We start from the raw sequence: 22,265 nt of genomic DNA, 5'->3' as shown, positions 1-22,265 counted from the left end.
GAACGCTACCATCACAATATCCATCGTCAATCAGTCAATGGGCGTATCCACCTGGATCGGGCGCCAGATACACGGCAATACCGCGGTGCAGCGCGGCTGTCATCCGGTCAAGCTGTCCGGGTCTTGATCGACAGTGCATGCAGTTCGTCGCTCTCGATCTGGGCCTTCACGGCGTCCTTCACCATCCGGTGCTGCTGAATCAGGCTCTTGCCTTCAAACAGCTCGCTGACCACCACGGCCTCGAAATGCCGCCCGTCGCCGGTCACCTCGACCTTGGCGCCGGGGATCCCGTCCTCGATCAATGCCTTGACTCGTTCGGTTTCCATCGTTTCCTCCTCACATCCGATGGGAAGCCGCCAAACACGGCGACTGTAAAGAATCGCTACAGCTCCCGCGTCGCGAGGAACTGTACGTCCGGCCAACGCTCCATCGTCAGGTTCAGATTGACGCGGGTCGGCGCCAGATAGACCAGCTGGCCATCGCCGTCTTCGGCAAGGTGCTCGTAGGCCTTGTCGCGGAAACGGCGCAGTTCCCTGTCATCTTTACACACCACCCAGCGTGCCGCCTGCACGCCGACCGGCTCGACGACCGCATCCACGCCGTATTCGCCCTTGAGGCGATGCGCTGCGACGTCGAACTGCAGCACCCCGACCGCTCCGAGGATCAGGTCGTTGTTGCGCAGCGGGCGGAATGCCTGGGTCGCGCCCTCCTCGCTCAGTTGCAGCACGCCCTTCTGCAACTGCTTCATCTTGAGCGGGTCCTTCAACACGACGCGGCGGAATAATTCCGGGGCGAAGTACGGGATACCGGTGAACTTGAGGTCCTCGCCTTCGGTGAAGGTGTCACCGATCTGGATGGTGCCGTGATTGTGCAGGCCGATGATGTCACCCGGCCAGGCCTCTTCGACATGCAGCCGCTCATCCGCCTGAAAGGTGATCGCATTGGCCACCTGCACGGTCTTGCCGATGCGCACATGCTTCATCTTCATGCCTTTCTTGTAGCTGCCGGAGCAGACGCGCAGAAAGGCCACGCGGTCGCGGTGCGCGGGATCCATGTTCGCCTGGATCTTGAACACGAAGCCGCTGAACCGGCCTTCGCCCGGGTCCACGGTACGCTGCTCGGTCGCACGCGGACGCGGCGCGGGCGCGTACTCGGAGAACGCGTCCAGCAGCTCCTCGACACCGAAGTTGTTGATTGCGGAACCGAAGAACACCGGCGTCTGTTCGCCGCGGAGATAGGCGTCGACATCGAATGTATGGCTGGCGCCGCGCACCAGTTCCACTTCGTCGCGCAACTCCTGCGCCTGGTCACCGAGCAGTTCGTCGAGCCGTGGGCTGTCGAGCCCCTGGATGTGTTCGCCGGTCACGATGCGTCCACCGTGCTGGGCATCGTACAGGTGCACCGTCTCGTCCCGCAGGTCGAGCACGCCCTTGAGGCGCTTGCCCATACCGATCGGCCAGGTGATCGGCGCGCACTGGATCTTCAGCACCTGCTCGACCTCGTCGAGCAATTCGATCGGATCGCGTCCTTCGCGGTCGAGCTTGTTGATGAAGGTCAGGATCGGCGTGTCGCGCAGCCGGCATACCTCCATCAGCTTGATGGTGCGGTCCTCGACGCCCTTGGCGACGTCGATCACCATCAGTGCGGAATCGACCGCGGTCAGGGTCCGGTAGGTATCCTCCGAAAAGTCCTCGTGTCCCGGTGTATCGAGCAGATTGATGACCTTGCCCTTGTAGGGGAACTGCATCACCGACGAGGTCACCGAGATGCCGCGCTGTTTCTCGAGGTCCATCCAGTCCGACGTCGCGTGGCGCGCCGCCTTGCGTCCCTTGACCGTACCGGCGAGCTGGATGGCCCCGCCGAACAGCAGCAGCTTCTCGGTCAGCGTCGTCTTACCGGCGTCCGGGTGGGAAATGATCGCGAAGGTTCGCCGCTTCGCGCGCTCTTTGTCGAGGTCGGCCATGGGAAATGCGGGTGAACGAAAAACGGCAAATTATACCGGATGCGGCCTGTCGGCGGCGATCCGTGCCGGCTGCCGACCCAAAGCCGCGGCGGCGGGTCAGAGAATCGCCTTCGCGTATACCACGGCGTCCTCGCGGCCCTGCACGGCGGGGTAGTAACCGCGCCGACGGCCGATCTCGCCGAAGCCTTCGGACTCGTAGAGCGCGCGCGCGCAATCGTTGGAGTCGCGCACCTCGAGGAACATCGTGTCGGCATTGCGCTCGCGCGCGATCCGCAGCATGCGGCGCAACATCCGGCGACCGAGACCCCTGCCCTGCCATTCCGGTCCGACACAGAGATTGAGCAGGTGCGACTCGCCGATCGCGACCGACATCACCGCGTGGCCGACGATATCCTCACCCAGTTCGCAGACCCAGCAGCTGTACCCCACGCGCAGGCAGTCGCGCAGTATCCCTTCGGACCAGGGATGCGTGTAGGCGCGCCGCTCGACACCGACCACGTCGGACAGGTCGTCGACCCGCATCGGCCGGATCAGCGGCCTGGGTTCCTGCAATACGGCACTCATGGGCAACAGGCGGACGACGGAAAGATGTCCGTCAGTATAGTCCGGGGTCGGCCGCGCCTCATTCGATCAGTACACGATGAGCGGCCTGCAGGTCAGCCCAGGCCTTGGCCTTCTCCGCCGGACGGCGCAGCAGGTAGGCCGGGTGATAGGTGACGATCACGGGGATATCGCCCGGGTCGAAACGGTGCACGCGTCCGCGCAGACGGCCCACCGACTGGTCCGTTCCGAGCAGGTTGTGCGCCGAGATCCGCCCAACCGAGAGGATCAGTCGCGGCTGGATCAGCGCGATCTGTCGGTGCAGATAAGGCTGGCACGCCGCCGCCTCCTCGATGTGCGGGTCGCGGTTGCCCGGCGGCCGACACTTGATGATGTTTGCGATGTACACCTGCCCGCGGGCGAAGCCGATAGCGGCGAGCATCGCGTTCAACAGCTGACCGGCGCGACCCACGAACGGCTCCCCCTGGCGATCCTCGTCGGCCCCGGGCGCCTCGCCGATGATCATCAGACGGGCGTGCGGATCGCCGACGCCGAACACCGTCTGGCTCCGTGTCGCGTGCAGCGCACAGGCGTGACATTCAGCCACACGGGCGCGCAGTTGTTCCAGATCCAGGTCCTCGACGGTGCCGTCCACGTCGGGCCAGGTTGCGCCGCTGTCCATCGCGGCGGACGCATCGACAGTGCCGGCCGCCAGCTCGGGTGACGCTGCGGGCGGCCGGGCGACCGAAGGGCCAGGGGCCTCATCGCGCGTCGGCACCGTACCCGCCCGCTCAGGGTCAAGCCGCCACAGCGCTATACCCATCGCCTCCAGGCAGGCCCTGCGCCGCGCACCCAACATCACACGTCGCCGACCTGCGGATGCGCGCGCACCGCGGGTTCCAGCAGCTTGTTGCAACCGTTGATATAGGCCTTCGCCGAGGCGATCACGATGTCGGTGTCCGCGCCCTGGCCGTTCACCAGGCGTCCGCCCTTCTCCAGACGCACCGTGACCTCGCCCTGGCTGTCGGTACCACTGGTGATGTTGTTGACGGAGTACAGCTTGAGATCGGCGCCGGTATTCACCAGCGCCTCGATCGCCTTGTACGCCGCGTCGACCGGCCCGCCGCCTTCGGCGGACACCGAGAGCTCCTCGCCATCGATACTCAGCGTGACGTCGGCATTCGGGATCTCACCGGTCTCCGAGACGACCCGCAGCGAGACCAGACGGATGCGTTCATTCTCGGCCTCGATGCCCTTCTCGGTCACCAAGGCCTGCAGGTCCTCGTCGAACACCTCGTGCTTCTTGTCGGCGAGATCCTTGAACCGCGAGAACGCCGCGTTCAGTTCCTCTTCGCTGCCGAACACGATGCCCAGTTCATCGAGGCGACTGCGGAACGCATTGCGGCCCGAGTGCTTGCCCAGGACCATGCGATTGCGCGTCCAGCCGACGTCCTCGGCACGCATGATTTCGTAGGTCTCGCGGTGTTTGAGCACCCCGTCCTGATGGATGCCGGATTCGTGCGCAAACGCGTTCGCCCCGACGATGGCCTTGTTCGGCTGGACCGGAAAGCCGGTGATGTTCGAAACCAGCTTGGAGCAGGTCACGATCTGGGTGGTATCCAGGCGGCTGTCGCAGTGGAACACGTCCTGACGCGTGCGCACCGCCATCACGACCTCCTCCAACGAGGCGTTGCCGGCCCGTTCGCCAAGGCCATTGATCGTACACTCGACCTGGCGGGCCCCGTTCATCACCGCAGCCAGCGAGTTCGCGACCGCGAGCCCGAGGTCGTTGTGGCAATGCACGGAAAACACCGCCTTGTCGGAGTTGGGGATGCGCTCGAGCAGTTGGCGCATGGTCTCGCCGAACTGCGAAGGCAGGTTGTAGCCGACCGTGTCGGGCACGTTGATCGTGGATGCGCCGGCATCGATCACCGCCTCGAACACACGGCACAGAAAATCCAGCTCGGAACGGCCGGCATCCTCGGCGGAGAACTCGACGTTGTCGGTGAAGTCGCGCGCGCGCTTGACCGCCCAGATCGCCTGCTCGACGACCTGGTCCGGTGACATGCGCAGTTTGCGTTCCATGTGCACTGGCGACGTCGCGATGAAGGTGTGGATGCGCGCCGAGTTGGCGTCTTTCAGTGCCTCGCCGGCGCGCGCGATGTCCGCCTCGAGCGCGCGCGCCAGACCGCACACGGTCGATTCCTTGACCGAGTTTGCGACCGCCTGCACGGCCTCGAAATCGCCGATGCTCGCGATCGGGAACCCGGCCTCGATCACGTCCACGCGCATCTTTTCCAACGCCTTGGCGATGCGAACCTTTTCGTCCCGCGTCATGGACGCGCCGGGGCTCTGCTCGCCGTCGCGCAGCGTGGTATCGAAGATGATCAGTCTATCCGCAGTCATGCGCTCTCCCGCCGGGTTGATGCGCCGGCCACGCTATCGGGTGGGGGTCAATATTCGAATCTAGCAGGCTGCGCGCGCCAGGTGTAGCGCCGCGCGTGTCGGGTCAGGTCGCCGGATCCTCGCCTCGGCGCCTGCGCCAGCGGCGTCGCACGGCGAGCACCGGCCCGGACACGATGTAGACCGCGAAACTCGCGAACAGCACCAGCGGCGGTTCAGACAGGATGACCGCGAATGCCAGCATGACCACGACGATCGCGAAGAACGGCACCTTGCCCTTGAAATCGATCTGTTTGAAGCTGTGATAGCGGATATTGCTGACCATCAGCAGCCCGGCCCCGGCGGTCAGCACCAACGCGAGCCAGGCCGTGGTTTCGCCGGACAGACCGTTGTCCACCGACACCCAGACCCACGCGGCGATGATCGCTGCCGCGGACGGGCTCGGCAGGCCGGTGAAATACCGTTTGTCGGCCGTGTCGAGTTGCGAATTGAAACGCGCCAGGCGCAGCGCGGCGCCGGCCGTATAGATGAAAGCGGCGAGCCAACCGAACTTGCCAAGTGTCGAAAGGCTCCATTCGTAGATCACCAGCGAAGGTGCCAGGCCGAACGCAACCATGTCGGAGAGGCTGTCGTACTCCGCACCGAATGCGGTCTGGGTGTTGGTCAGGCGCGCGACACGGCCATCGAGGCCGTCCAGGATCATCGCGACGAAGATCGCTATCGCGCCCTTCTCGAACTGGTCGTTCATCGCCGCGAGCACGCCGTAGAACCCCGCAAACAACGCCGCGGTGGTGAACAGATTGGGCAACAGGTAGATACCGCGCGCACGACGCGGCCGCTCCTGTTCGAGTTCGGCGACCTTTGCGGGTTCCTGGTCCATCTGCCGGAGTATAGGTGAAGCTGAAGGCCCCAAGCGTCAACCGCAGGGGCCGCTGGACGAGGTCGCGGCGGCCCCTGCGCTGTTTTGCTCGGCGACTAGTTCTTGGACTTGTCGACGATCTTCTGGATCCACGGCATCATGCCGCGCAGGCGCTCGCCAACCACTTCGATCGGATGCGCGGCATTGTTGCGGCGGTGCGCCGTCATCTCCGGATAACCGGCGCCTCCTTCGAGGATGAAACGCTTGGCGTACTCGCCGGTCTGGATATTGTGCAGTGCCTCGCGCATCACCGCGCGGCTCTGTGCATTGATCACCTTCGGGCCGGTCACGTACTCGCCGTACTCGGCGTTGTTCGAGATCGAGTAGTTCATGTTCGCGATGCCGCCCTCGTACATCAGGTCGACGATCAGCTTCAGCTCGTGGAGGCACTCGAAATAGGCCATCTCGGGGGCGTAGCCCGCGTCGACCAGGGTCTCGAAACCCGCCTTGACCAATTCGACCGCGCCACCGCACAACACTGCCTGCTCGCCGAACAGATCAGTCTCGGTCTCGTCCTTGAAACTGGTCTCGATGATCCCGGTGCGACCGCCACCGATCGCCGAGGCATAGGACAGTGCGATGTCCCTGGCGCGACCCGACGCATCCTGCGCGATCGCGACCAGATCCGGGATACCGCCGCCACGCGTGAATTCGTTGCGCACGGTGTGTCCGGGCGCCTTCGGCGCGATCATCACCACGTCGAGATCGGCGCGTGGCACGATCTGGTTGTAGTGGATTGCGAAGCCGTGTGCGAACGCGAGCACCGCACCCTGCTTCAGATTCGGCTCGATCTCGCCGCGATACAGCTGCGACTGGAACTCGTCCGGTGTCAGGATCATCACGAGATCCGACTCGGCGACCGCGTCCGGCACGCTTTTCACGGTCAGACCGGAGGCCTCGGCCTTTTTCGCCGATGCCGAACCCGGGCGCAGCGCGACGCGCACGTCGACGCCGGAGTCCTTCAGGTTGTTGGCGTGGGCGTGACCCTGCGAACCGTAGCCGATGACCGCGACCTTCATACCCTGGATGATGGAGAGGTCGCAGTCTTTGTCGTAATAGATATTGATCGCCATGGCGGGATTTCCTTGGTGTTCTGTAGTTGGTTGAGAGATCAGATCGCGAGCCGCTTGCCGCCGCGCGCAATGCCCAACGGACCGGAACGTACGGTCTCGATGATCAATTCGGGATCGAGCACACGGATGAATGCGTCCAGTTTGGAACCGTCACCGGTCATCTCGATCGTGTAGGACACGTCCGTCACGTCGATGATGTTGCCGCGGAAGATGTCGGCCAGGCGCTTGAGCTCGTCACGCATGCCCTGATCGGCGCGCACCTTGATCATCATCAGCTCGCGCTCGATGTGGGCACCCTCGGACAGATCGACGAGTTTCACCACGTCGACCAGCTTGTTCAGCTGCTTGGTGATCTGCTCGATGATCGCCTCGTCACCGGTCGTCACCAGCGTCATGCGCGACAGCGTGGCATCCTCGGTCGGCGCAACTGTCAGCGATTCGATGTTGTAACCGCGTGCACTGAACAACCCGGCGACGCGCGACAGGGCGCCCGCTTCGTTTTCCATCATGATCGAAATGATATGCCGCATCACGCAAGCTCCCTGTCCGACGAGAGATGCGGCGAGAGGTGCATCTCGTGGTGACCCTTGCCGGCCTCGATCATCGGGTACACGTTCTCCGACGGGTCGACGATGATGTCCATGAACACCAGTCGATCCTTCATCGCGAACGCCTCACGGTAGGCACCCTCGAGATCGGCGGGGTTCTCGATCCGCATACCGACATGGCCGAAGCTCTCGGCGAGCAGCTTGAAGTTCGGCAGCGCATCGACGTAGGAGTGCGAATAACGCCCGTCGTAGAAGAACTCCTGCCACTGGCGGACCATGCCCATGTAACCGTTGTTCAGCAGCACGATCTTCAGTGGCAGGTTGTACTGTTTACAGGTGGCGAGTTCCTGGATACACATCTGGATACTGGCCTCGCCGGTGACGCAGGCGACCGTTGCATCCGGAAACGCCTGCTGCACACCCATCGCGGCCGGCAGGCCGAATCCCATGGTGCCGAGACCGCCCGAGTTGATCCAGCGGCGCGGGAGGTCGAACGGGTAGAACTGCGCCGCGAACATCTGGTGCTGGCCGACGTCCGAGGTCAGATAGAAATCGGTACCCTTCGTGACTTTGTACATGGTCTCGACGGCATACTGCGGCTTGATCGCGTCAGGACCCTGCTCGTATCGCAGGCAGTCGAGCTTGCGCCAGCCGTTGATGCGATCCCACCACGCCTTCAGCTTGTCGGCATCCGGCTGGCGGGCATGCTCCTTCATCACCCGCAGCATGTCCTGCAACACGCTGCGTACCTGGCCGACGATCGGCACGTCGACCCGCACCGTCTTCGAGATCGAGGCGGGGTCCACATCGATATGGATGATCCGCGCGTTGGGACAGAAATGCGCGATCTTGCCGGTCACGCGGTCGTCGAAACGGGCGCCGATCGCGACCAGCACGTCGGTCTCGTGCATCGCCATGTTGGCTTCGTAGGTCCCGTGCATGCCGAGCATGCCGATGAACTGGTGGTCGGTCGCCGGATAGGAGCCCAGCCCCATCAGCGTCTGGGTCACCGGGAAACCGGTTGTCCGTACCAGCTCGGTCAGTTGTTCCGAGGCCTCGCCGAGCACCACGCCGCCGCCGGTATAGATCACCGGACGCTCGGCATCGAGCATCATCTCGACAGCCTTGCGGATCTGCCCGAGGTGCCCCTTCTCGACCGGATTGTACGAGCGCATCTCGACCTTGTCCGGATACCTGTACGGAATGCGCACGTTCGGATCGGTGACGTCCTTCGGAATGTCGACGACGACCGGCCCCGGCCGGCCGGAGGCGGCGATGAAGAACGCCTTCTTGATCGTCTCGGCCAGATCCTCGGCCCGTTTGACCAGGAAATTGTGTTTCACGCACGGACGGGTGATGCCGACCGTATCGACCTCCTGGAAGGCATCGGAGCCGATCACCGGGGTCGGTACCTGACCGGTCAGGATGACCATCGGAATCGAATCCATGTAGGCGGTGGCGATGCCGGTCACCGCGTTGGTCGCACCCGGTCCCGAAGTCACCAGCACCACGCCCACCTTGCCGGTCGCGCGCGCGTAGCCGTCCGCGGCATGCGTGGCACCCTGCTCGTGGCGCACCAGGATATGGCGTACCGAGTCCTGATTGAAAAGCGCGTCGTAGATATGCAGCACGGCGCCGCCCGGATAGCCCCAGACATACTCGACGCCCTCGTCCTTCAAAGCCTGAACGACGATCTCGGCACCACTGAGTTCCACCTTGATGACCTCCAAAACCTGGAATAACCTCTTCGGGCGGTCGCAAAAATCGCCGCCGGAAGCTAGGCTTATAGGAACCGGCCAAACTACTAATATTGCCCAATCAGGTCAATAGCGCGCCGCCTGTAATTCCATGCGCCAGGGATATCCAATGCCGTCGTATCTGCCCCTGTTGATCCTCGGCCTCAGCGCCGCACTGCCCGCCGCCGCCGCGAAGGGCTACCACCTGTACTACGACGAGAACGGCCAGGCCGTGTACTCGCAGTTCGCGCCGGGAGAGGGCCGCGAGAGCGAGGTCGTAAAGCCGCCGCCACCGCCGGCGGAATCCCCGGAAGTGGCGCAGAAACGGCTGCAGGAACAACTGCAGCGATTCGAGGACAACCGCGAAGACCAGGAACTGGCGCAACAGAAGGCCGACGAGGCCCGCACCAAGGCCGACCGGACCAGCCAGCGTTGCGACCAGGCGCGGAAAAACCTCGAGGTCCTCAGCGGACCGCCGCGGCGGCTCTACCAGTCGCCCGACGGCAGCGTGCAGCGCATGGATGAAGAGCAGCGCGCCAAGCAGCGCGCCGAGATGGAAAAAATCATCGCCGAAGACTGCAAATGATCGCATCCCGGCAGGACCTTGCGCAGGCCGGCGTCCTAGTCACGCGGCATCGCAACCGCCGCCTCGGCCTCTTCCTCAGGCGGTAGCTCCACCAGGTCGATGTCGACGAAACGCGCGCTGATCTTCTGCGCCGAGGTGTTCACCTGTTCCACGTCATCGTGTGCCTGGCGGATGTGCACCGCAAGCCGGTCCATGCGCTGACGGAAGCGGCCAAAGTCATCGGCCAGCTTGCGCAGGTGGTCCTGGATGATGTGCACCTGGCGGCGCGTCGCCTCGTCCTTGAGCACCGCGCGCGCGGTGGTCAGCACCGCCATCAGCGTGGTCGGCGACACCAGCCAGACACGCGCCCGCTGCGCCTCCTCGACCAGGTCGGGAAAATGCGCATGGATCTCGGCGAACACCGCCTCGGCCGGCAGGAACATCACCGCCCCATCGGCGGTCTCGCCCGGGACCAGGTACTTGTCGGCGATATCACGGATGTGCCGGCGGATGTCCTGGCGGAACTGGCGTGCGGCCCGCGCGCGCTCGGTTTCCGGCAGATCGACGTCCATCATCGCCTGGAAACGCTCGAGCGGAAACTTGGCGTCGATCGGCACGCGCCCGGTCGGCTCCGGCAGGCTCAGCAGGCAGTCCACCCGGGTGCCGTTGCTCAGCGTGTGCTGGAAGGCGTAGCTGTCCTCCGGCAACAGATTGCGCACCAGGCCGGCGAGCTGCACCTCGCCGAATGCCCCGCGTGAGCGCTTGTCGGTCAGGACCTCCTGCAGGCTGACCACATTGCTCGAGAGCTCGGTGATGCGTTTTTGTGCCTCGTCGATGCGACTGAGGTGCTCGAGTACCCGGGCGAAGGTCTCGGTGGTCTTCTCGAACCCCTCGGCAAGCCGGCGCTCGACCTGGCCGCTGATCTCCTGCAGCCGGGTATCGGTGGTCCGGGTCAGCCCCTCGACGCGCTTGCCGAGTTCGTCGGAAGCGGTGCGGAACGCCTCGCTGACCTGGCTGGCCATCGCCGCCATGCCCCCGGTCAGCGCCTCCTGCTGACCGGCCAGTGCCTCGCGCTGATGACGTTCGGCCACCTCGCGATGTCGATTGAGTGCCGCCTCGAGCGCCTCGCGCAGATCCGCGGCCTCGCGCTGCTGCGCCAGGCGGGCACCGGCCAGGCTTTCGCCGGTGGCCTGACGTTGCGCCTCGAAACGCTCGATCAGGTCGGTCTTGAGCCCGGCCGAGTCCTGCAGCAACTGGCGCTGCAGTCCGCCGAGGCGCTGATCGATAAGATCCTGCAGACGCATCAGCCCCGCGCTCAGCGATTCCTGGAGCTGCTGCCGATTGTTCGCGACGTCGTCGCCGATATCGTCGCCGAGTTCGCGCAGGATCGCCCGCTGATCGCCCCGCTCGTGGCGCCACCGGCGCCGCAGGTCGTACGAAATCCACAGCAGCCACACCGACAACACGACCAGCACGAGCAACGCCACGCCCGTCAAGCGGCCCGGGTAGGCCTCCAGGAACAGCAAGATTTTTTCAATCACATCCAATAGGTTAGGCGATATTTATGATTACCGGTAGAATACCCGTCTCGTTCCGCGAACGACAATCAACCCGGGACCCCGATGCGCGTCTATCTGCAGGCACTCGGTTGCCGACTCAATGAAGCCGAACTCGAGACCTGGTCACGCGACTGTCGGGCGCACGGCTACTCGCTTGCCGACAGCGCCGAGCAGGCCGACCTGGTGGTCATCAACACCTGCGCCGTGACCGGCGAGTCGGTGCGCAAATCACGCCAGCTGATCCGCCGTGCGCGACGCGACAACCCACTCGCCAAGCTCGTGGTCAGCGGTTGCTACGCGTCGCTCGAACCCGAGGCCGGCGCCGCCGAACTGGGCATCGACCTGCTGGTCGCCAACGCCGACAAGGACCGCCTGATCGACATCGCCGCGCGACGCCTAGACCTGCCGGTGATGCCGGAGTCCGCGACCGAACCGGGGGAGAACGCGCTGCTCGCCCGCGGCCGTCAACGTGCCTTCGTCAAGGTCCAGGATGGCTGCCGGTATCGCTGCGCCTTCTGCATCGTGACCAAGGCCCGCGGCGACGAGCGCAGCCGGCCTGTCGGTGAAGTAGTGGATGAGGTCAACCGCATCCATGCCGAAGGGACGCAGGAGGTCGTACTGACCGGGGTGCACCTCGGTGGCTATGGCGGCGATCACGCCGCCGACCTGCCGACCCTGGTGCGCACGCTGCTCGCCGACACGGACATCCCGCGCATCCGCCTGGGTTCGCTCGAGCCCTGGGAGATCAGCGACGACCTCTGGCCGATGTTCGAGGATCCGCGCCTGCTGCCGCACCTGCACCTGCCGCTGCAGAGCGGCGCCGACAGCGTGTTGCGGCGCATGTCGCGGCGCTGCCGCACCGCCGAGTTCCGCGCGCTGGCGACGCGCGCGCGTAGCGCGGCGCCGGGATTCAACATCACCACCGACATCATCGTCGGCTTTCCCGGCGAGAGCGACGCCGAGTGGCGCCAGACGCTGGCGTTCACCGAGGAGATGGCGTTCGGGCACGTCCACATCTTCGCCTATTCGCCGCGCGCCGGGACCAAGGCGGCCGGCATGCCCCAGCAGATCACGCGGGCGGCAAAACGCCAACGCAGCGAGCAATTGCACGCACTGGCGCGACGCAGCCGCCGGCAGGCCCTGCAACAGGCGATCGGCCAACGCTTCGATGTGCTGATCGAGGGAGCCGAGGACGGTGCCGCCGGGTGGTCGGGGTACACCCCAAACTACCTGCGCGTCGCGCTCGCCGCGGGACACGGCGACGCACTCGAAAATCGCATCGTCACGGTACGCGGCGTAGACATCACCGCGGACGGCGCGCGGCTGCAGGTCGAGGCAGTCTGACCCGGCCGCGCACTCAGTCGAAATCGACCCAGGCCGGACAATGATCGGAGGGCCGCTCCATCGCCCGGATGTCATAGTCGATGCCGCCACCCTGCAGTCGGGTCTGAAGGCCGGTGGTCGCCAATAGCAGATCGATCCTCAAACCACGCTTCGGTTCGCGGTCGAAACCCTTGCTGCGGTAGTCGAACCAGCTGAAGCGATCGTCGGTCTCTGGAAACAGGGTACGGTAGGTGTCGCACAGCCCCCAGTCCATCAGCCTCGCCAGCCACTCGCGTTCCTCCGGCAGAAAACTGCATTTGCCCTCGCGCAGCCAGCGCCGGGCATTGTCGGCGCCGATGCCGATGTCCAGATCCGCCGGCGCGACGTTCATGTCGCCGATCACCAGCAGGTCCTGGGTAGGCACATAGCGGTCCGAAAGCAACGCCGCCAACTCGGTATAGAAACGCTGTTTGTGCGGAAACTTGACCGGGTGCGCACGGCTTTCTCCCTGCGGGAAATAGCCGTTCAGCACGGTCAACTCGCGCCCGTCCAGTTGATAGGTCGCGGCGATGAGGCGGCGCTGCGCGGCGTCGTCTTCACCCGGAAACCCGTATTCGACGGCCAGCGGCGGTCGCTTAGACAACAGGGCGACGCCGTAATGGCCCTTCTGTCCGTAGTACACCGGGTGATAGCCCAGCTGCTCGATGGCTTCGCGCGGAAACTCGGCGTCCTGTACCTTCGTCTCCTGCAGACCGATCACGTCGGGATCGAGATGCTGTTTGAGCATCTCCAATTGGTGCAGACGGGCGCGCACGCCGTTGATATTGAACGACACCACCCGCGTCATGGCCGCCGGTCCCCGCTGCAGGTGCATGCCGAGCGACGATCGGGCAACCCGGTGTCACGGGGTTTCACCTGCCGATTGGCCGTCACTGCCAGCCGAACCTTCTGCGCGCCGCGCATAGTAGAATGCCTCGAATCTCCGGTGGCACAGCAGCCTACCAGCTGGATCGCCACTGATCCAAACATTCCGATGGACATCAAATGGCATTCAACCTGAGCGAAATCGGCGGACTCCGTCTCACCCTGATCGGCCTGAGCCTGCTCAGCCTGCCACTGGTGGTATTTGCCGACATGGAGCCGCGCGGCATCGGCGTGATGACCGCTTACATCGTGCCGGCTCTGGTGGTGTTGTTCTTCTTCGTGCTGCTGCTCGACGCGCTGATGAACCGGGTATTCATGATCGAGCAGCCGGTCACGGAGCAACGCGTCAGGCGCGTCCGCATGTGGCTGGACCTGGCGACCGCGATCGGGCTGCTGATCGTTTGGGGGGCCTATTTCCGGACGCTGTTGGAGACCTGAACCCCTAGTGCATGCAGAGGTTCAGTCCGGACTCAGGCTCGCCGCGTTGACGTGGCGTACATCCCTGCCGGTGACCGAGTAGATCAGGTTGCGTGCGATGCTGCAGGCGTGATCGCCGACGCGCTCCATCGATCGGATACCGAGTGTCGCGTCGATCACCCAGCGGATATTGCGCGGATCTTCCATCAGATAGGTTGCCAGGCGCCGGATCGAACCCTCGAAAAGGTCGTTCATGTCCTTGCCCTGCAGGGCAACCTCGACCGCCAACTGGACATCCTCACCGGCGATCGCGCGGATACTGCGTTCCAGCAGGCTGACCGCGGGCGCGCCGATCCGACGCACATCCTCGAAGATCACACAATCCCGCAACGACGGCTGGTGTTCGTACAGGGCCTCGACGATATCGGCGATCCGGACTGCCTCGCCACCGATCCGTTCGAGATCGTAAACCGCCCGCGACAGGGTCAACACGAATCGCAGATCGCGTGCCACGGGCTGGTGGATCGCGAACAGGCGTGCGTTCGCCTCCAGCGCATCGATGTCGAGATCGCGGATGACCCGATGATCGTGGATCACCTTGCGTGCCTTGCCGATATCGCATGCGGCGAGTGCATCGCAGGCCAGCAACACCTGGTTGCGCACGCGCTCACCCATCTCCAGCACGAGACCGCGGAAGTGCCCGAGGTCTCCGTCGAATCGTGAAAGAATGTGCCGATCGGTATGTCTGCCGGCGTCTTCCGCGATCCCGGTCATGGTCCTGTCAACCGAAACGGCCGGTGATGTAGTCCTCGGTCAGTTTGTGCCTTGGATTGGTAAAGATCTGGGTGGTCTCCCCGACCTCGACCAGGTTGCCCAGGTGGAAATAGGCAGTGCGCTGCGACACGCGCGCCGCCTGTTGCATCGAGTGGGTGACGATCGCGATGGTGTAGTTCTCGCGCAGCTCATCGATCAGTTCCTCGACCTTGGCCGTGGCAATCGGGTCGAGCGCCGAGCAGGGTTCATCCATCAGGATCACCTCGGGTTCGACGGCGATCGTGCGCGCTATGCACAGGCGCTGCTGCTGGCCGCCCGACAGGCCGGTGCCCGGCTGGTCCAGCCGATCCTTGACCTCGTCCCACAGGCCTGCCTTGGTCAGGCTGCGCTCGACGACCTCGTCCAGTTCCGCGCGCGTCGCGGCCAGGCCGTGAATGCGTGGCCCATAGGCGATGTTGTCGTAGATCGACTTGGGGAAAGGGTTCGGCTTCTGGAACACCATGCCGACCTGTGCGCGCAACGGCACGACATCCAGCTTCTTGTCGTAGATGTCCTGGTCGTCGAGCTTGATCTCGCCGGTCACCCGACAGATGTCGATCGTGTCATTCATGCGGTTGAGGCAGCGCAGAAAGGTCGACTTGCCGCACCCTGAGGGCCCGATCATCGCGATCACCTGGTTCTGGGCGATGTCCAGGCTGACATCCTTGATCGCGTGTTTGTCTCCGTAGAAGACGTTGACGCCGGTCGAGGTCATGCGCGGATTGGCGACACGTACCTCACCGACCGTCTTGAAATCGCTGTCGAGCGGCCGCGAGCCGGCATCCGAACGGGCCTTGGTACCACTCAGATCGAGATCGGTCGCAGTGGATTCGATGGTAGACATTTGTTGTTCCTCGTCCGTCACACTGATCACCAGCGACGCTCGAAGCGTTTGCGCAGGATCACCGCAAGGGTATTCATAACGATGAGAAAGGCCAGCAGCACGATGATGGCGGCCGAGGTGCGCTCGACGAACGCACGCTCCGGACTGTCGGCCCACAGATAGACCTGCACCGGCAGTACCGTCGACGGATCAAGCGGCCCACCCGGAACGTCGACGATGAACGCGACCATGCCGATCATCAGCAGTGGCGCGGTCTCGCCCAGCGCCTGGGCCATGCCGATGATGGTACCGGTCAGCATGCCCGGCATCGCCAGCGGCACGACGTGATGGAATACGGTCTGCATCTTCGAGGCGCCGACCCCGAGCGCGGCCTCGCGGATCGAAGGCGGCACCGACTTCAAGGCGGCGCGCGCGGCGATGATGATGGTCGGCAGGGTCATCAGCGTCAGCACCAGGCCGCCGACCAGCGGCGCGGAGCGCGGCAGGCCGAACAGGTTGATGAACATGGCCAGGCCAAGCAGCCCGAACACGATCGACGGCACCGCTGCGAGGTTGTTGATGTTCACCTCGATCAGATCGGTCCAGCGGTTCTTGGGTGCAAATTCTTCAAGATACACCGCCGCCGCGACACCGATTGGGAACGACAACAACAGCGTGACCAGCAACGTATAGAAGGAACCGGCGACCGCGCCGCCGATCCCGGCCAGCTCGGGCTCCCGCGAATCGCCGTTCAGGAAGAAGCCGGTATTGAATTTCTTCATGACCAGCCCTTCGGCATCCAGACGATCGACCCAGCCGATGACCTGATCGCTCAGCCGACGGTCCTCGGGCGGCGCATTGCGATTGATCTGGCCCTTGACCAGCATGTCGATCTCGTCGTCGGCGATCAGATCCACCGCGCGGCGCGTGCCGATCAGACCGGGGTCGGCCTTGACCATCGCGAGCAATTGATGCGGCGCGCCGGAACTGAGCAGCGCATACAGTGCGCGCTTGTCGCGGCGACCAGTGACCTCCGGGAATTTCTCGGCCAACGGGGCACGCACCAGCTGGCGGAAATCGGCACGCGCGATCTCGTCCATATCACGCCTGCCGTCGGGGTCGATCACCGCCGGGTCGAAGAACACCTCCAACCGCACATGTGTCTGCATGAAGGCGCCGTACCCTTTGCCGATGATGTCGGCAAACAGGATGCCGACAAACAGCAGGCCAAGCATGACGGCACCCATGCCCATCAGTCTGAAGCGCCGCTCGCGCGCGTAGCGGCGCTTCAGAGAGGCGTTCACGACATCGATCGTGCGGGTGGTGGTATTGGTGGATTCAGCCATGTTTCGTCACTCGTACTGCTCGCGGTACTTACGCACGATATGCAGGGCCACGATGTTCAGCGCCAGGGTCACGACGAACAGCAGCAGGCCCAGTGCGAACGCTGCCAGCGTCTTGGCACTGTCGAATTCCTGGTCACCGACCAGCAGGGTCACGATCTGTACCGTGACCGTTGTGACGCTGTCCAACGGATTCATGGTCAGGTTGGCGCTCAGCCCGGCCGCCATGACGACGATCATCGTCTCGCCGATCGCGCGCGATGCGGCCAGTAGGACGCCGCCCATGATGCCCGGCAACGCGGCCGGCAGGATCACCTGACGGATGGTCTCCGAACGCGTCGCGCCGAGCGCATACGAGGCATCGCGCAACGACTGGGGCACGGCGTTGATCACGTCGTCGGACAGCGACGAGACGAACGGGATGATCATGATCCCCATCACCAGCCCGGCGGCCAGGGCGCTCTCCGACGAGACCGTCAGACCGACCGCCTCGCCGGCGCCGCGGATCGCGGGCGCCAGCGTCAACGCGGCGAAAAAGCCGTACACGACCGTCGGCACCCCCGCCAGCACCTCGAGTACCGGTTTGGCGTAGGCACGCACGCGTGGCCCGGCATAGTCCGCCAGGTAGATCGCCGACATCAATCCGATCGGCACCGCGACCAGCAGCGCGATCAACGAGATCAACAGGGTGCCGGCGAACAGCGGCACCGCCCCGAAGGCACCGCTGGCACCGACCTGGTCGGCACGCAGGGCCACCTGCGGGCTCCATTCCAGGCCGAACAGGAAATCGGTGAGGGGTATCTTCTGGAAGAACCGGAACGATTCGAACAATACCGACATCACGATGCCGACCGTGGTCAGGATCGCGATCAGTGAACTGGCGATCAGCAGGCCGCTGACGATGGTCTCGACGCGGTTGCGGGCGCGCATCCCGGGCCCGATCGCGCGCCACGCCAGCGACCCGGCGCCCAGTGCGATGCTCAGGGCGACGACGGCGAGCGCGGTCTTGCCGATCGCACGCAATTCGTTCATGTGATCGGCGGCACGCTGCATCGCCGCATCGATATCGCTGGAGACGATGTTGCCGTTGGCCAGGTTGGTGATGTCGTTGACCAGCAGACCCAGGCGGTCCGGCGGCAGTTCGCGCATCGCCTGCGGCAGCGCCTCGACCACCATGCTGGTGATGACGCCACCCTCGAAGAAGATCCACAGCCCGGCGATCAGCAATGCCGGCAGACCGGTCCACAGCGCCGTGTAAAAGCCGTAGTAGGCCGGCAGCGAGTGCAGTTTTCGGGCACCCGTCTTGCCGCCGACGGTTGCCAGCGAACGGCGTCGGCCAAAATGGTAGGCCATCGCCATCACGCCAAGCAGGACCAGAATCAAGACAGACGTTTGCATAAGTATCAGTACAAGCTCTCGGAAACGAGATGGCGGCACCCTAGGGTACCGCCATCCATGGCAACGGCCTGACCAGCGAGGTTACAGGCTGCTCATCGGGGTCATTGCCTCGGCATCGTGGCGGAACTGGCCACGCTCCGCGTCGGGCGCCGGGATCAGGCCCTTGTCCGAGAGATAGCCCTCCGCACCCATGGCCTTCTCCGAGGTGAACTCGGCCAGGTACTCGGCGATGCCCGGCACGGCACCGATATGCGCCTTCTTGACGTAGAAGTACAGAGGACGCGAGACCGGGTAGCTGCCGTCGGCGATATTCTCGAACGACGGCTCCTTGCCGTCGACCAGCGCACCGTGGATCTTGTCGGCATTCTGGTCGAGGAACGAGAAGCCGAAGATGCCGACCGCTTTCGGGTTGGCCTCGAGCTTCTGCACGATCAGGTTGTCGTTCTCGCCGGCCTCGATATAGGCACCGTCTTCGCGGATGCCGTGCGCGACTGCCTGGAATACCTTCTTGCCTTTCGCGTTGAAGGCGCTCTCGGGGATGCCGAGCTTGGCCATCAGCGATTTGATCTCGGCCTCATCCTTGGAATCACGCAGTTTGGCCAGGTCGTCGAACTTCTTTGCACCGCTTTCCATCGCCAGTTCGACGAACGCATCACGGGTACCGGAGGTCGGCGGAGGACCGAGCACCTCGATCTTCACGTTCGGCAGCGCCGCGTTCACGTCCTTCCAGGTCATGTTGGGGTTGTCGATCAGCTTGCCGTCCTTGCCCGGCACCTGCTTGGCCAGGGCCAGGAAGATGTCCTTGCGGGTCAGTTCGAGCGGCTGGGCATCTTTCGACTGGCCGAGCACGATGCCGTCGTAGCCGATCTTGACCTCGACGATCTCTTTTACGCCGTTCTTCGCACACAACTCCTGCTCCGACTTCTTGATCCGGCGCGAGGCATTGGTGATGTCCGGGTGCTCAACGCCGACGCCGGCGCAGAACAGCTTCAGGCCGCCGCCGGACCCGGTCGACTCGATCTTCGGCGTCTTGAACTTGGTGGTCTTGCCGAACTGCTCGGCAACCACGGTGGCAAACGGATACACCGTCGACGAACCGACGATACTGATGTAGTCACGTGCGGCAGCCGCCTGAGCGGCGCCCGACACGATGGCGCCCGACAGGGCCGCGAATACCAGGGTCTTCTTCAACACGAGAGCCTCCACTAGGCTGGTCGGTGCATTGGGGTGCCGCATCCTGTCCGGCGCGGCTTCTTGGGAATTTCAGGGTTCACTGAAATACGGGCGGCATTGTGGAAGCGTTATGTGACAGTTTCGTGTCGTCAGCGATAGCGTTGCATGACCGAACCTGAGGGCCCGCGCGCGGAACCGTGACCAAGCAACTGATCCGGTGGAACTTTTCGGATGAGGGTGAACGCGGCGGGCTCAGAGGCCGGCGGCGGTGGCCTTGAGCACCTGTTCCGGATCCGCACCGGCGGCGATCGCCTGGGCCGCGATGTCGCCGCTGCAGCCGAGTGAGCGCTGCTGTGCGGTACGTTGCGCCTGGGCCATCAGCGCCGCGTGCACCACCGAACCTGCCTGCCGTACGCCACGCTGTTGAATGACGTGAAAAACGACGTTCTCGATGCATTGCCCCTGGTCCGCTGCGCTCAAGAAGTCGTTGTGCATCGACGCCGAGACAGGCACCGGGAGAACCCACGACGCAAACGCGAGCACGGACGCGGCCGGAAGCCGGCGCCAATGGCGGCCGGTGGCATGAACTGCACCGTCGCTCGACATCAATTTTTCCCCTGGATGCGCATGTCGGCCTCCGCATGTGGCCGATCTTGTTCTCAAGCAAGACTCAATCCAGAAAAGTTTTGCTCTAAATGTCAGTAGCTTGGGAAAACGGCAACGCGAAACTGCAAAAAAGCCTGACAGCCGTTGGCGGCGTCGGACACCCTTGCGCCGACCGTCCAGACCCGCCGGCGCGGACTATTCCGGATTGCCAAGCCAAAAGCCGCGGCCCGCGTCGACGCCCAGTCCCTTGATCGCCTGCCAGTCGGCCTCGCTCTCGACTGAATCGGCGACCACCGCCATGTCCAGACCGTGGGCGATCTCCGCCAACGCCCGCAGGAAGAACCGGTTCGCCTCCTGTTGCGCAAGATTGCGTACGAAACTGCCGTCGACCTTCAGATAATGGACGCGCAGTGCGCGCAGATAGGCGAATGACGCGAATCCCTTGCCGAAATGATCGAGCGCAAACTCGACACCCAGTGGGCCGAGCCGCGCAATCCAGTCGCCGAGGCGCGTGGCGTGCGCGGTGGCGCCATATTCCGGTACCTCGAGGATCAGGCGTCCGGCGGCCAAGGGATGGCGCTGCAAGGTCTCCGCAAACCAGTCGAGTTGTTCGTCACCGTCCAGGCTGGCTGTGCTCAGGTTCACCGCCACCCTGACCGGGAAGGCCCCCGCGTCGATCGCGACCAATACGCTCTGAAGCACTGCCCGGTCGACGCTGGGCGCCAGGCCGCGACTTTCGACAACCGGCATGAACAGCGCCGCCGGAATCTCGCGCGCACCTGTGTCGTCCTGAATGCGCAGGAACACCTCGTGGTGCAGCAAGTCGCCGGTGGCGCATGCGACCACCGGTTGCCGCACCAGTCGGAAGCGTTGTTCGCGGATCGCGGCCTCCACCAGCTGCTGCCATTCACCGGCCGCGCGCGAGGGCGCCTCACCGCCGGGATGACGGTGCACCACCGCTGCATTGGCTCCTTCCCGCTGTGCCTCGCGCAACGCCATATCCGCCTCGGCCAACAGCTGCGACGACGTCTGCCCGGAATAGACCACGCCGCCGAGCTGCGCGACATCCGTCGACGCCAGCTCCAGGGGTCCGGCGAGTGCCGCGACCGTCCCAACCGCGCGCTCCGCCAGGTCGCGCAGTCGGTCCTCACCGACGCCCTCCAGCAACACTGCGAAATCCGCTCCGGAAAGCCGTGCGAGGGTCGCGCGTGGCTCTTCGCGAAACGCCTCGGTCAGCGCCTGACCGGTCGCCGACAGCAGCTGATCGCCGGCGACCCGCCCGTATCGCTGGTTGAATTCCTTGAAATCGCGCAGCCCCAGCAACAGCAGTCCACCGCTTGCGAACAATTCGGCATCGGCAAGCCGGTGCTCGAGCACATCCATGAACTGACGCCGGTTCGCCAAACCGGTCAGCCCATCCTGAAAGACCTGCTGCCGCAGGCTCGCGGCACGCTGTTCGGACTCGGCGAGCATCCGACCGACTTTGCCCGACAGGCGGTTCATCGCCTCGACCACGCGCCGAAACTCCAGTGTGAAGGGACGTTGCTCGACGACCGGGAACTCGCGGTTGCAGATCGCCGCCGCCTGTGCCTCTACCGCCTTCAACGGGCGCAGCAGCCAGCGCAGCGCAAGCACGCCCGACAACAGCGCCAACAGGGCGCTGATCAGGAACAGTCGCAACGTCTGCGATGCGTTCTGCCACAGCTGGCGATAGGCGTGCCCGGGGTGACTGGTGACCAGTACGCGGCCGACCTGACGCCAGCCCGACATCATCATCGCCTCGCGCTGCGGCGGTTCGAGCGCGAAGGCGCGTACGAACCAAGCAGGCACCTCGCCCACGCGCAGCTCGGACTCGCGTTCGATCCAGGGATTCCCGGACAGGTCCTCGAACACGATGCGCAGATAGTCGCCGCGATGGAACATCGCATTCACCATCGCGGTCACCATCGCCCGGTCCTTTTGTTCGACGTGCGCGGTCGCCGACAGGCCGAGCGACGTGGCGGCATCCTGGGCGTGCGAGGCAAGCTGGGTCTGCAGATAGTCCCGCGTGGTGCCGACGCTGATCGCGAAAGTGCCCAGGAACAGGGCAAGGACCAGCAGTGCAACCAACAGGATCAGCTGTCTCGACAGACTCATTGC

21 protein-coding genes are annotated in these 22,265 nt (G+C 64.4%); 3 read left to right on the top strand and 18 right to left on the bottom strand.

The features are described 5' to 3' along the window. Positions 1–107: 107 nt before the first annotated feature. The 9 genes from H6955_09280 to H6955_09240 all read right to left on the bottom strand — a co-directional run bounded on the left by H6955_09280 (position 108) and on the right by H6955_09240 (position 9,161). Complete coding sequence (locus H6955_09280; GenBank protein ID MCP5313738.1) at positions 108–326, bottom strand: BolA/IbaG family iron-sulfur metabolism protein; 219 nt, start codon at positions 324–326, stop codon at positions 108–110. Positions 327–382: 56 nt separating this feature from the next. Next, the gene (locus H6955_09275; protein MCP5313737.1) at positions 383–1,963 is read right to left on the bottom strand and encodes a peptide chain release factor 3; all 1,581 of its coding nucleotides are present in this window, start codon (positions 1,961–1,963) and stop codon (positions 383–385) included. A 96-nt stretch (positions 1,964–2,059) separates the two neighbouring features. Then, positions 2,060–2,527 carry a ribosomal protein S18-alanine N-acetyltransferase gene (rimI, locus tag H6955_09270; protein ID MCP5313736.1) on the bottom strand — a complete coding sequence of 156 codons (468 nt, stop codon included), beginning with the start codon at positions 2,525–2,527 and terminating at the stop codon, positions 2,060–2,062. A gap of 58 nt (positions 2,528–2,585) precedes the next feature. Beyond that, positions 2,586–3,365 carry a uracil-DNA glycosylase gene (locus H6955_09265; protein MCP5313735.1) on the bottom strand — a complete coding sequence of 260 codons (780 nt, stop codon included), beginning with the start codon at positions 3,363–3,365 and terminating at the stop codon, positions 2,586–2,588. Further along, complete coding sequence (locus H6955_09260; GenBank protein ID MCP5313734.1) at positions 3,362–4,909, bottom strand: 2-isopropylmalate synthase; 1,548 nt, start codon at positions 4,907–4,909, stop codon at positions 3,362–3,364. The genes H6955_09265 and H6955_09260 overlap by 4 nt, the downstream gene beginning before the upstream one ends. Positions 4,910–5,012: 103 nt before the next feature. After that, positions 5,013–5,786, bottom strand: a complete 774-nt coding sequence (gene pssA, locus H6955_09255; GenBank protein ID MCP5313733.1) for a CDP-diacylglycerol--serine O-phosphatidyltransferase — start codon at positions 5,784–5,786, stop codon at positions 5,013–5,015. Between the two features lie 95 nt (positions 5,787–5,881). Further along, complete coding sequence (gene ilvC, locus H6955_09250) at positions 5,882–6,892, bottom strand: ketol-acid reductoisomerase (GenBank protein MCP5313732.1); 1,011 nt, start codon at positions 6,890–6,892, stop codon at positions 5,882–5,884. Positions 6,893–6,936: 44 nt separating this feature from the next. Beyond that, complete coding sequence (gene ilvN, locus H6955_09245; protein ID MCP5313731.1) at positions 6,937–7,428, bottom strand: acetolactate synthase small subunit; 492 nt, start codon at positions 7,426–7,428, stop codon at positions 6,937–6,939. Then, a complete protein-coding gene (locus tag H6955_09240; protein MCP5313730.1) occupies positions 7,428–9,161 on the bottom strand; it encodes an acetolactate synthase 3 large subunit in 1,734 nt (577 codons plus the stop codon). The genes ilvN and H6955_09240 overlap by 1 nt, the downstream gene beginning before the upstream one ends. 151 nt (positions 9,162–9,312) lie before the next feature. Between H6955_09240 and H6955_09235 the strand changes: the two genes are divergently transcribed. Continuing rightward, the gene (locus H6955_09235; protein MCP5313729.1) at positions 9,313–9,768 is read left to right on the top strand and encodes a DUF4124 domain-containing protein; all 456 of its coding nucleotides are present in this window, start codon (positions 9,313–9,315) and stop codon (positions 9,766–9,768) included. A gap of 35 nt (positions 9,769–9,803) precedes the next feature. Here the strand turns inward: H6955_09235 and rmuC are convergent, their stop codons facing one another. Next, entirely contained in the window at positions 9,804–11,051 is a 1,248-nt protein-coding gene (gene rmuC, locus H6955_09230) for a DNA recombination protein RmuC (protein ID MCP5313728.1), read from the bottom strand. Positions 11,052–11,369: 318 nt separating this feature from the next. Between rmuC and mtaB the strand changes: the two genes are divergently transcribed. Further along, the gene (gene mtaB, locus H6955_09225) at positions 11,370–12,650 is read left to right on the top strand and encodes a tRNA (N(6)-L-threonylcarbamoyladenosine(37)-C(2))-methylthiotransferase MtaB (GenBank protein ID MCP5313727.1); all 1,281 of its coding nucleotides are present in this window, start codon (positions 11,370–11,372) and stop codon (positions 12,648–12,650) included. A gap of 13 nt (positions 12,651–12,663) precedes the next feature. Here mtaB and xthA read toward each other — a convergent pair whose 3' ends face one another. Continuing rightward, a complete protein-coding gene (gene xthA, locus H6955_09220; protein MCP5313726.1) occupies positions 12,664–13,476 on the bottom strand; it encodes an exodeoxyribonuclease III in 813 nt (270 codons plus the stop codon). A 197-nt stretch (positions 13,477–13,673) separates the two neighbouring features. Here xthA and H6955_09215 point away from each other — a divergent pair, with 197 nt between their 5' ends. After that, positions 13,674–13,991, top strand: a complete 318-nt coding sequence (locus tag H6955_09215) for a hypothetical protein (protein ID MCP5313725.1) — start codon at positions 13,674–13,676, stop codon at positions 13,989–13,991. 21 nt (positions 13,992–14,012) lie between these two features. Here the strand turns inward: H6955_09215 and phoU are convergent, their stop codons facing one another. The 7 genes from phoU to H6955_09180 all read right to left on the bottom strand — a co-directional run bounded on the left by phoU (position 14,013) and on the right by H6955_09180 (position 22,262). After that, a complete protein-coding gene (phoU, locus tag H6955_09210; GenBank protein ID MCP5313724.1) occupies positions 14,013–14,744 on the bottom strand; it encodes a phosphate signaling complex protein PhoU in 732 nt (243 codons plus the stop codon). 7 nt (positions 14,745–14,751) lie between these two features. Continuing rightward, positions 14,752–15,627, bottom strand: coding sequence for a phosphate ABC transporter ATP-binding protein (locus H6955_09205; GenBank protein ID MCP5313723.1), 876 nt, complete (start codon positions 15,625–15,627; stop codon positions 14,752–14,754). A gap of 26 nt (positions 15,628–15,653) precedes the next feature. Next, positions 15,654–16,952, bottom strand: coding sequence for a phosphate ABC transporter permease PstA (pstA, locus tag H6955_09200; protein ID MCP5313722.1), 1,299 nt, complete (start codon positions 16,950–16,952; stop codon positions 15,654–15,656). A 6-nt stretch (positions 16,953–16,958) separates the two neighbouring features. Continuing rightward, on the bottom strand, positions 16,959–18,347 hold the full coding sequence (gene pstC, locus H6955_09195) for a phosphate ABC transporter permease subunit PstC (GenBank protein MCP5313721.1): 1,389 nt from the start codon (positions 18,345–18,347) through the stop codon (positions 16,959–16,961). 81 nt (positions 18,348–18,428) lie between these two features. After that, positions 18,429–19,583: a PstS family phosphate ABC transporter substrate-binding protein gene (locus H6955_09190; GenBank protein MCP5313720.1), complete on the bottom strand. Its 1,155-nt coding sequence runs from the start codon at positions 19,581–19,583 to the stop codon at positions 18,429–18,431. Between the two features lie 189 nt (positions 19,584–19,772). Next, positions 19,773–20,015 carry a hypothetical protein gene (locus H6955_09185; GenBank protein MCP5313719.1) on the bottom strand — a complete coding sequence of 81 codons (243 nt, stop codon included), beginning with the start codon at positions 20,013–20,015 and terminating at the stop codon, positions 19,773–19,775. Between the two features lie 306 nt (positions 20,016–20,321). Next, entirely contained in the window at positions 20,322–22,262 is a 1,941-nt protein-coding gene (locus H6955_09180; protein ID MCP5313718.1) for an EAL domain-containing protein, read from the bottom strand. Between the last annotated feature and the right edge of the window lie 3 nt (positions 22,263–22,265).

Source organism: Chromatiaceae bacterium (assembly GCA_024235395.1).
Classification (GTDB): domain Bacteria; phylum Pseudomonadota; class Gammaproteobacteria; order Chromatiales; family Chromatiaceae; genus Thiosocius.
This window is presented reverse-complemented; position numbering and strand designations above follow the sequence as displayed.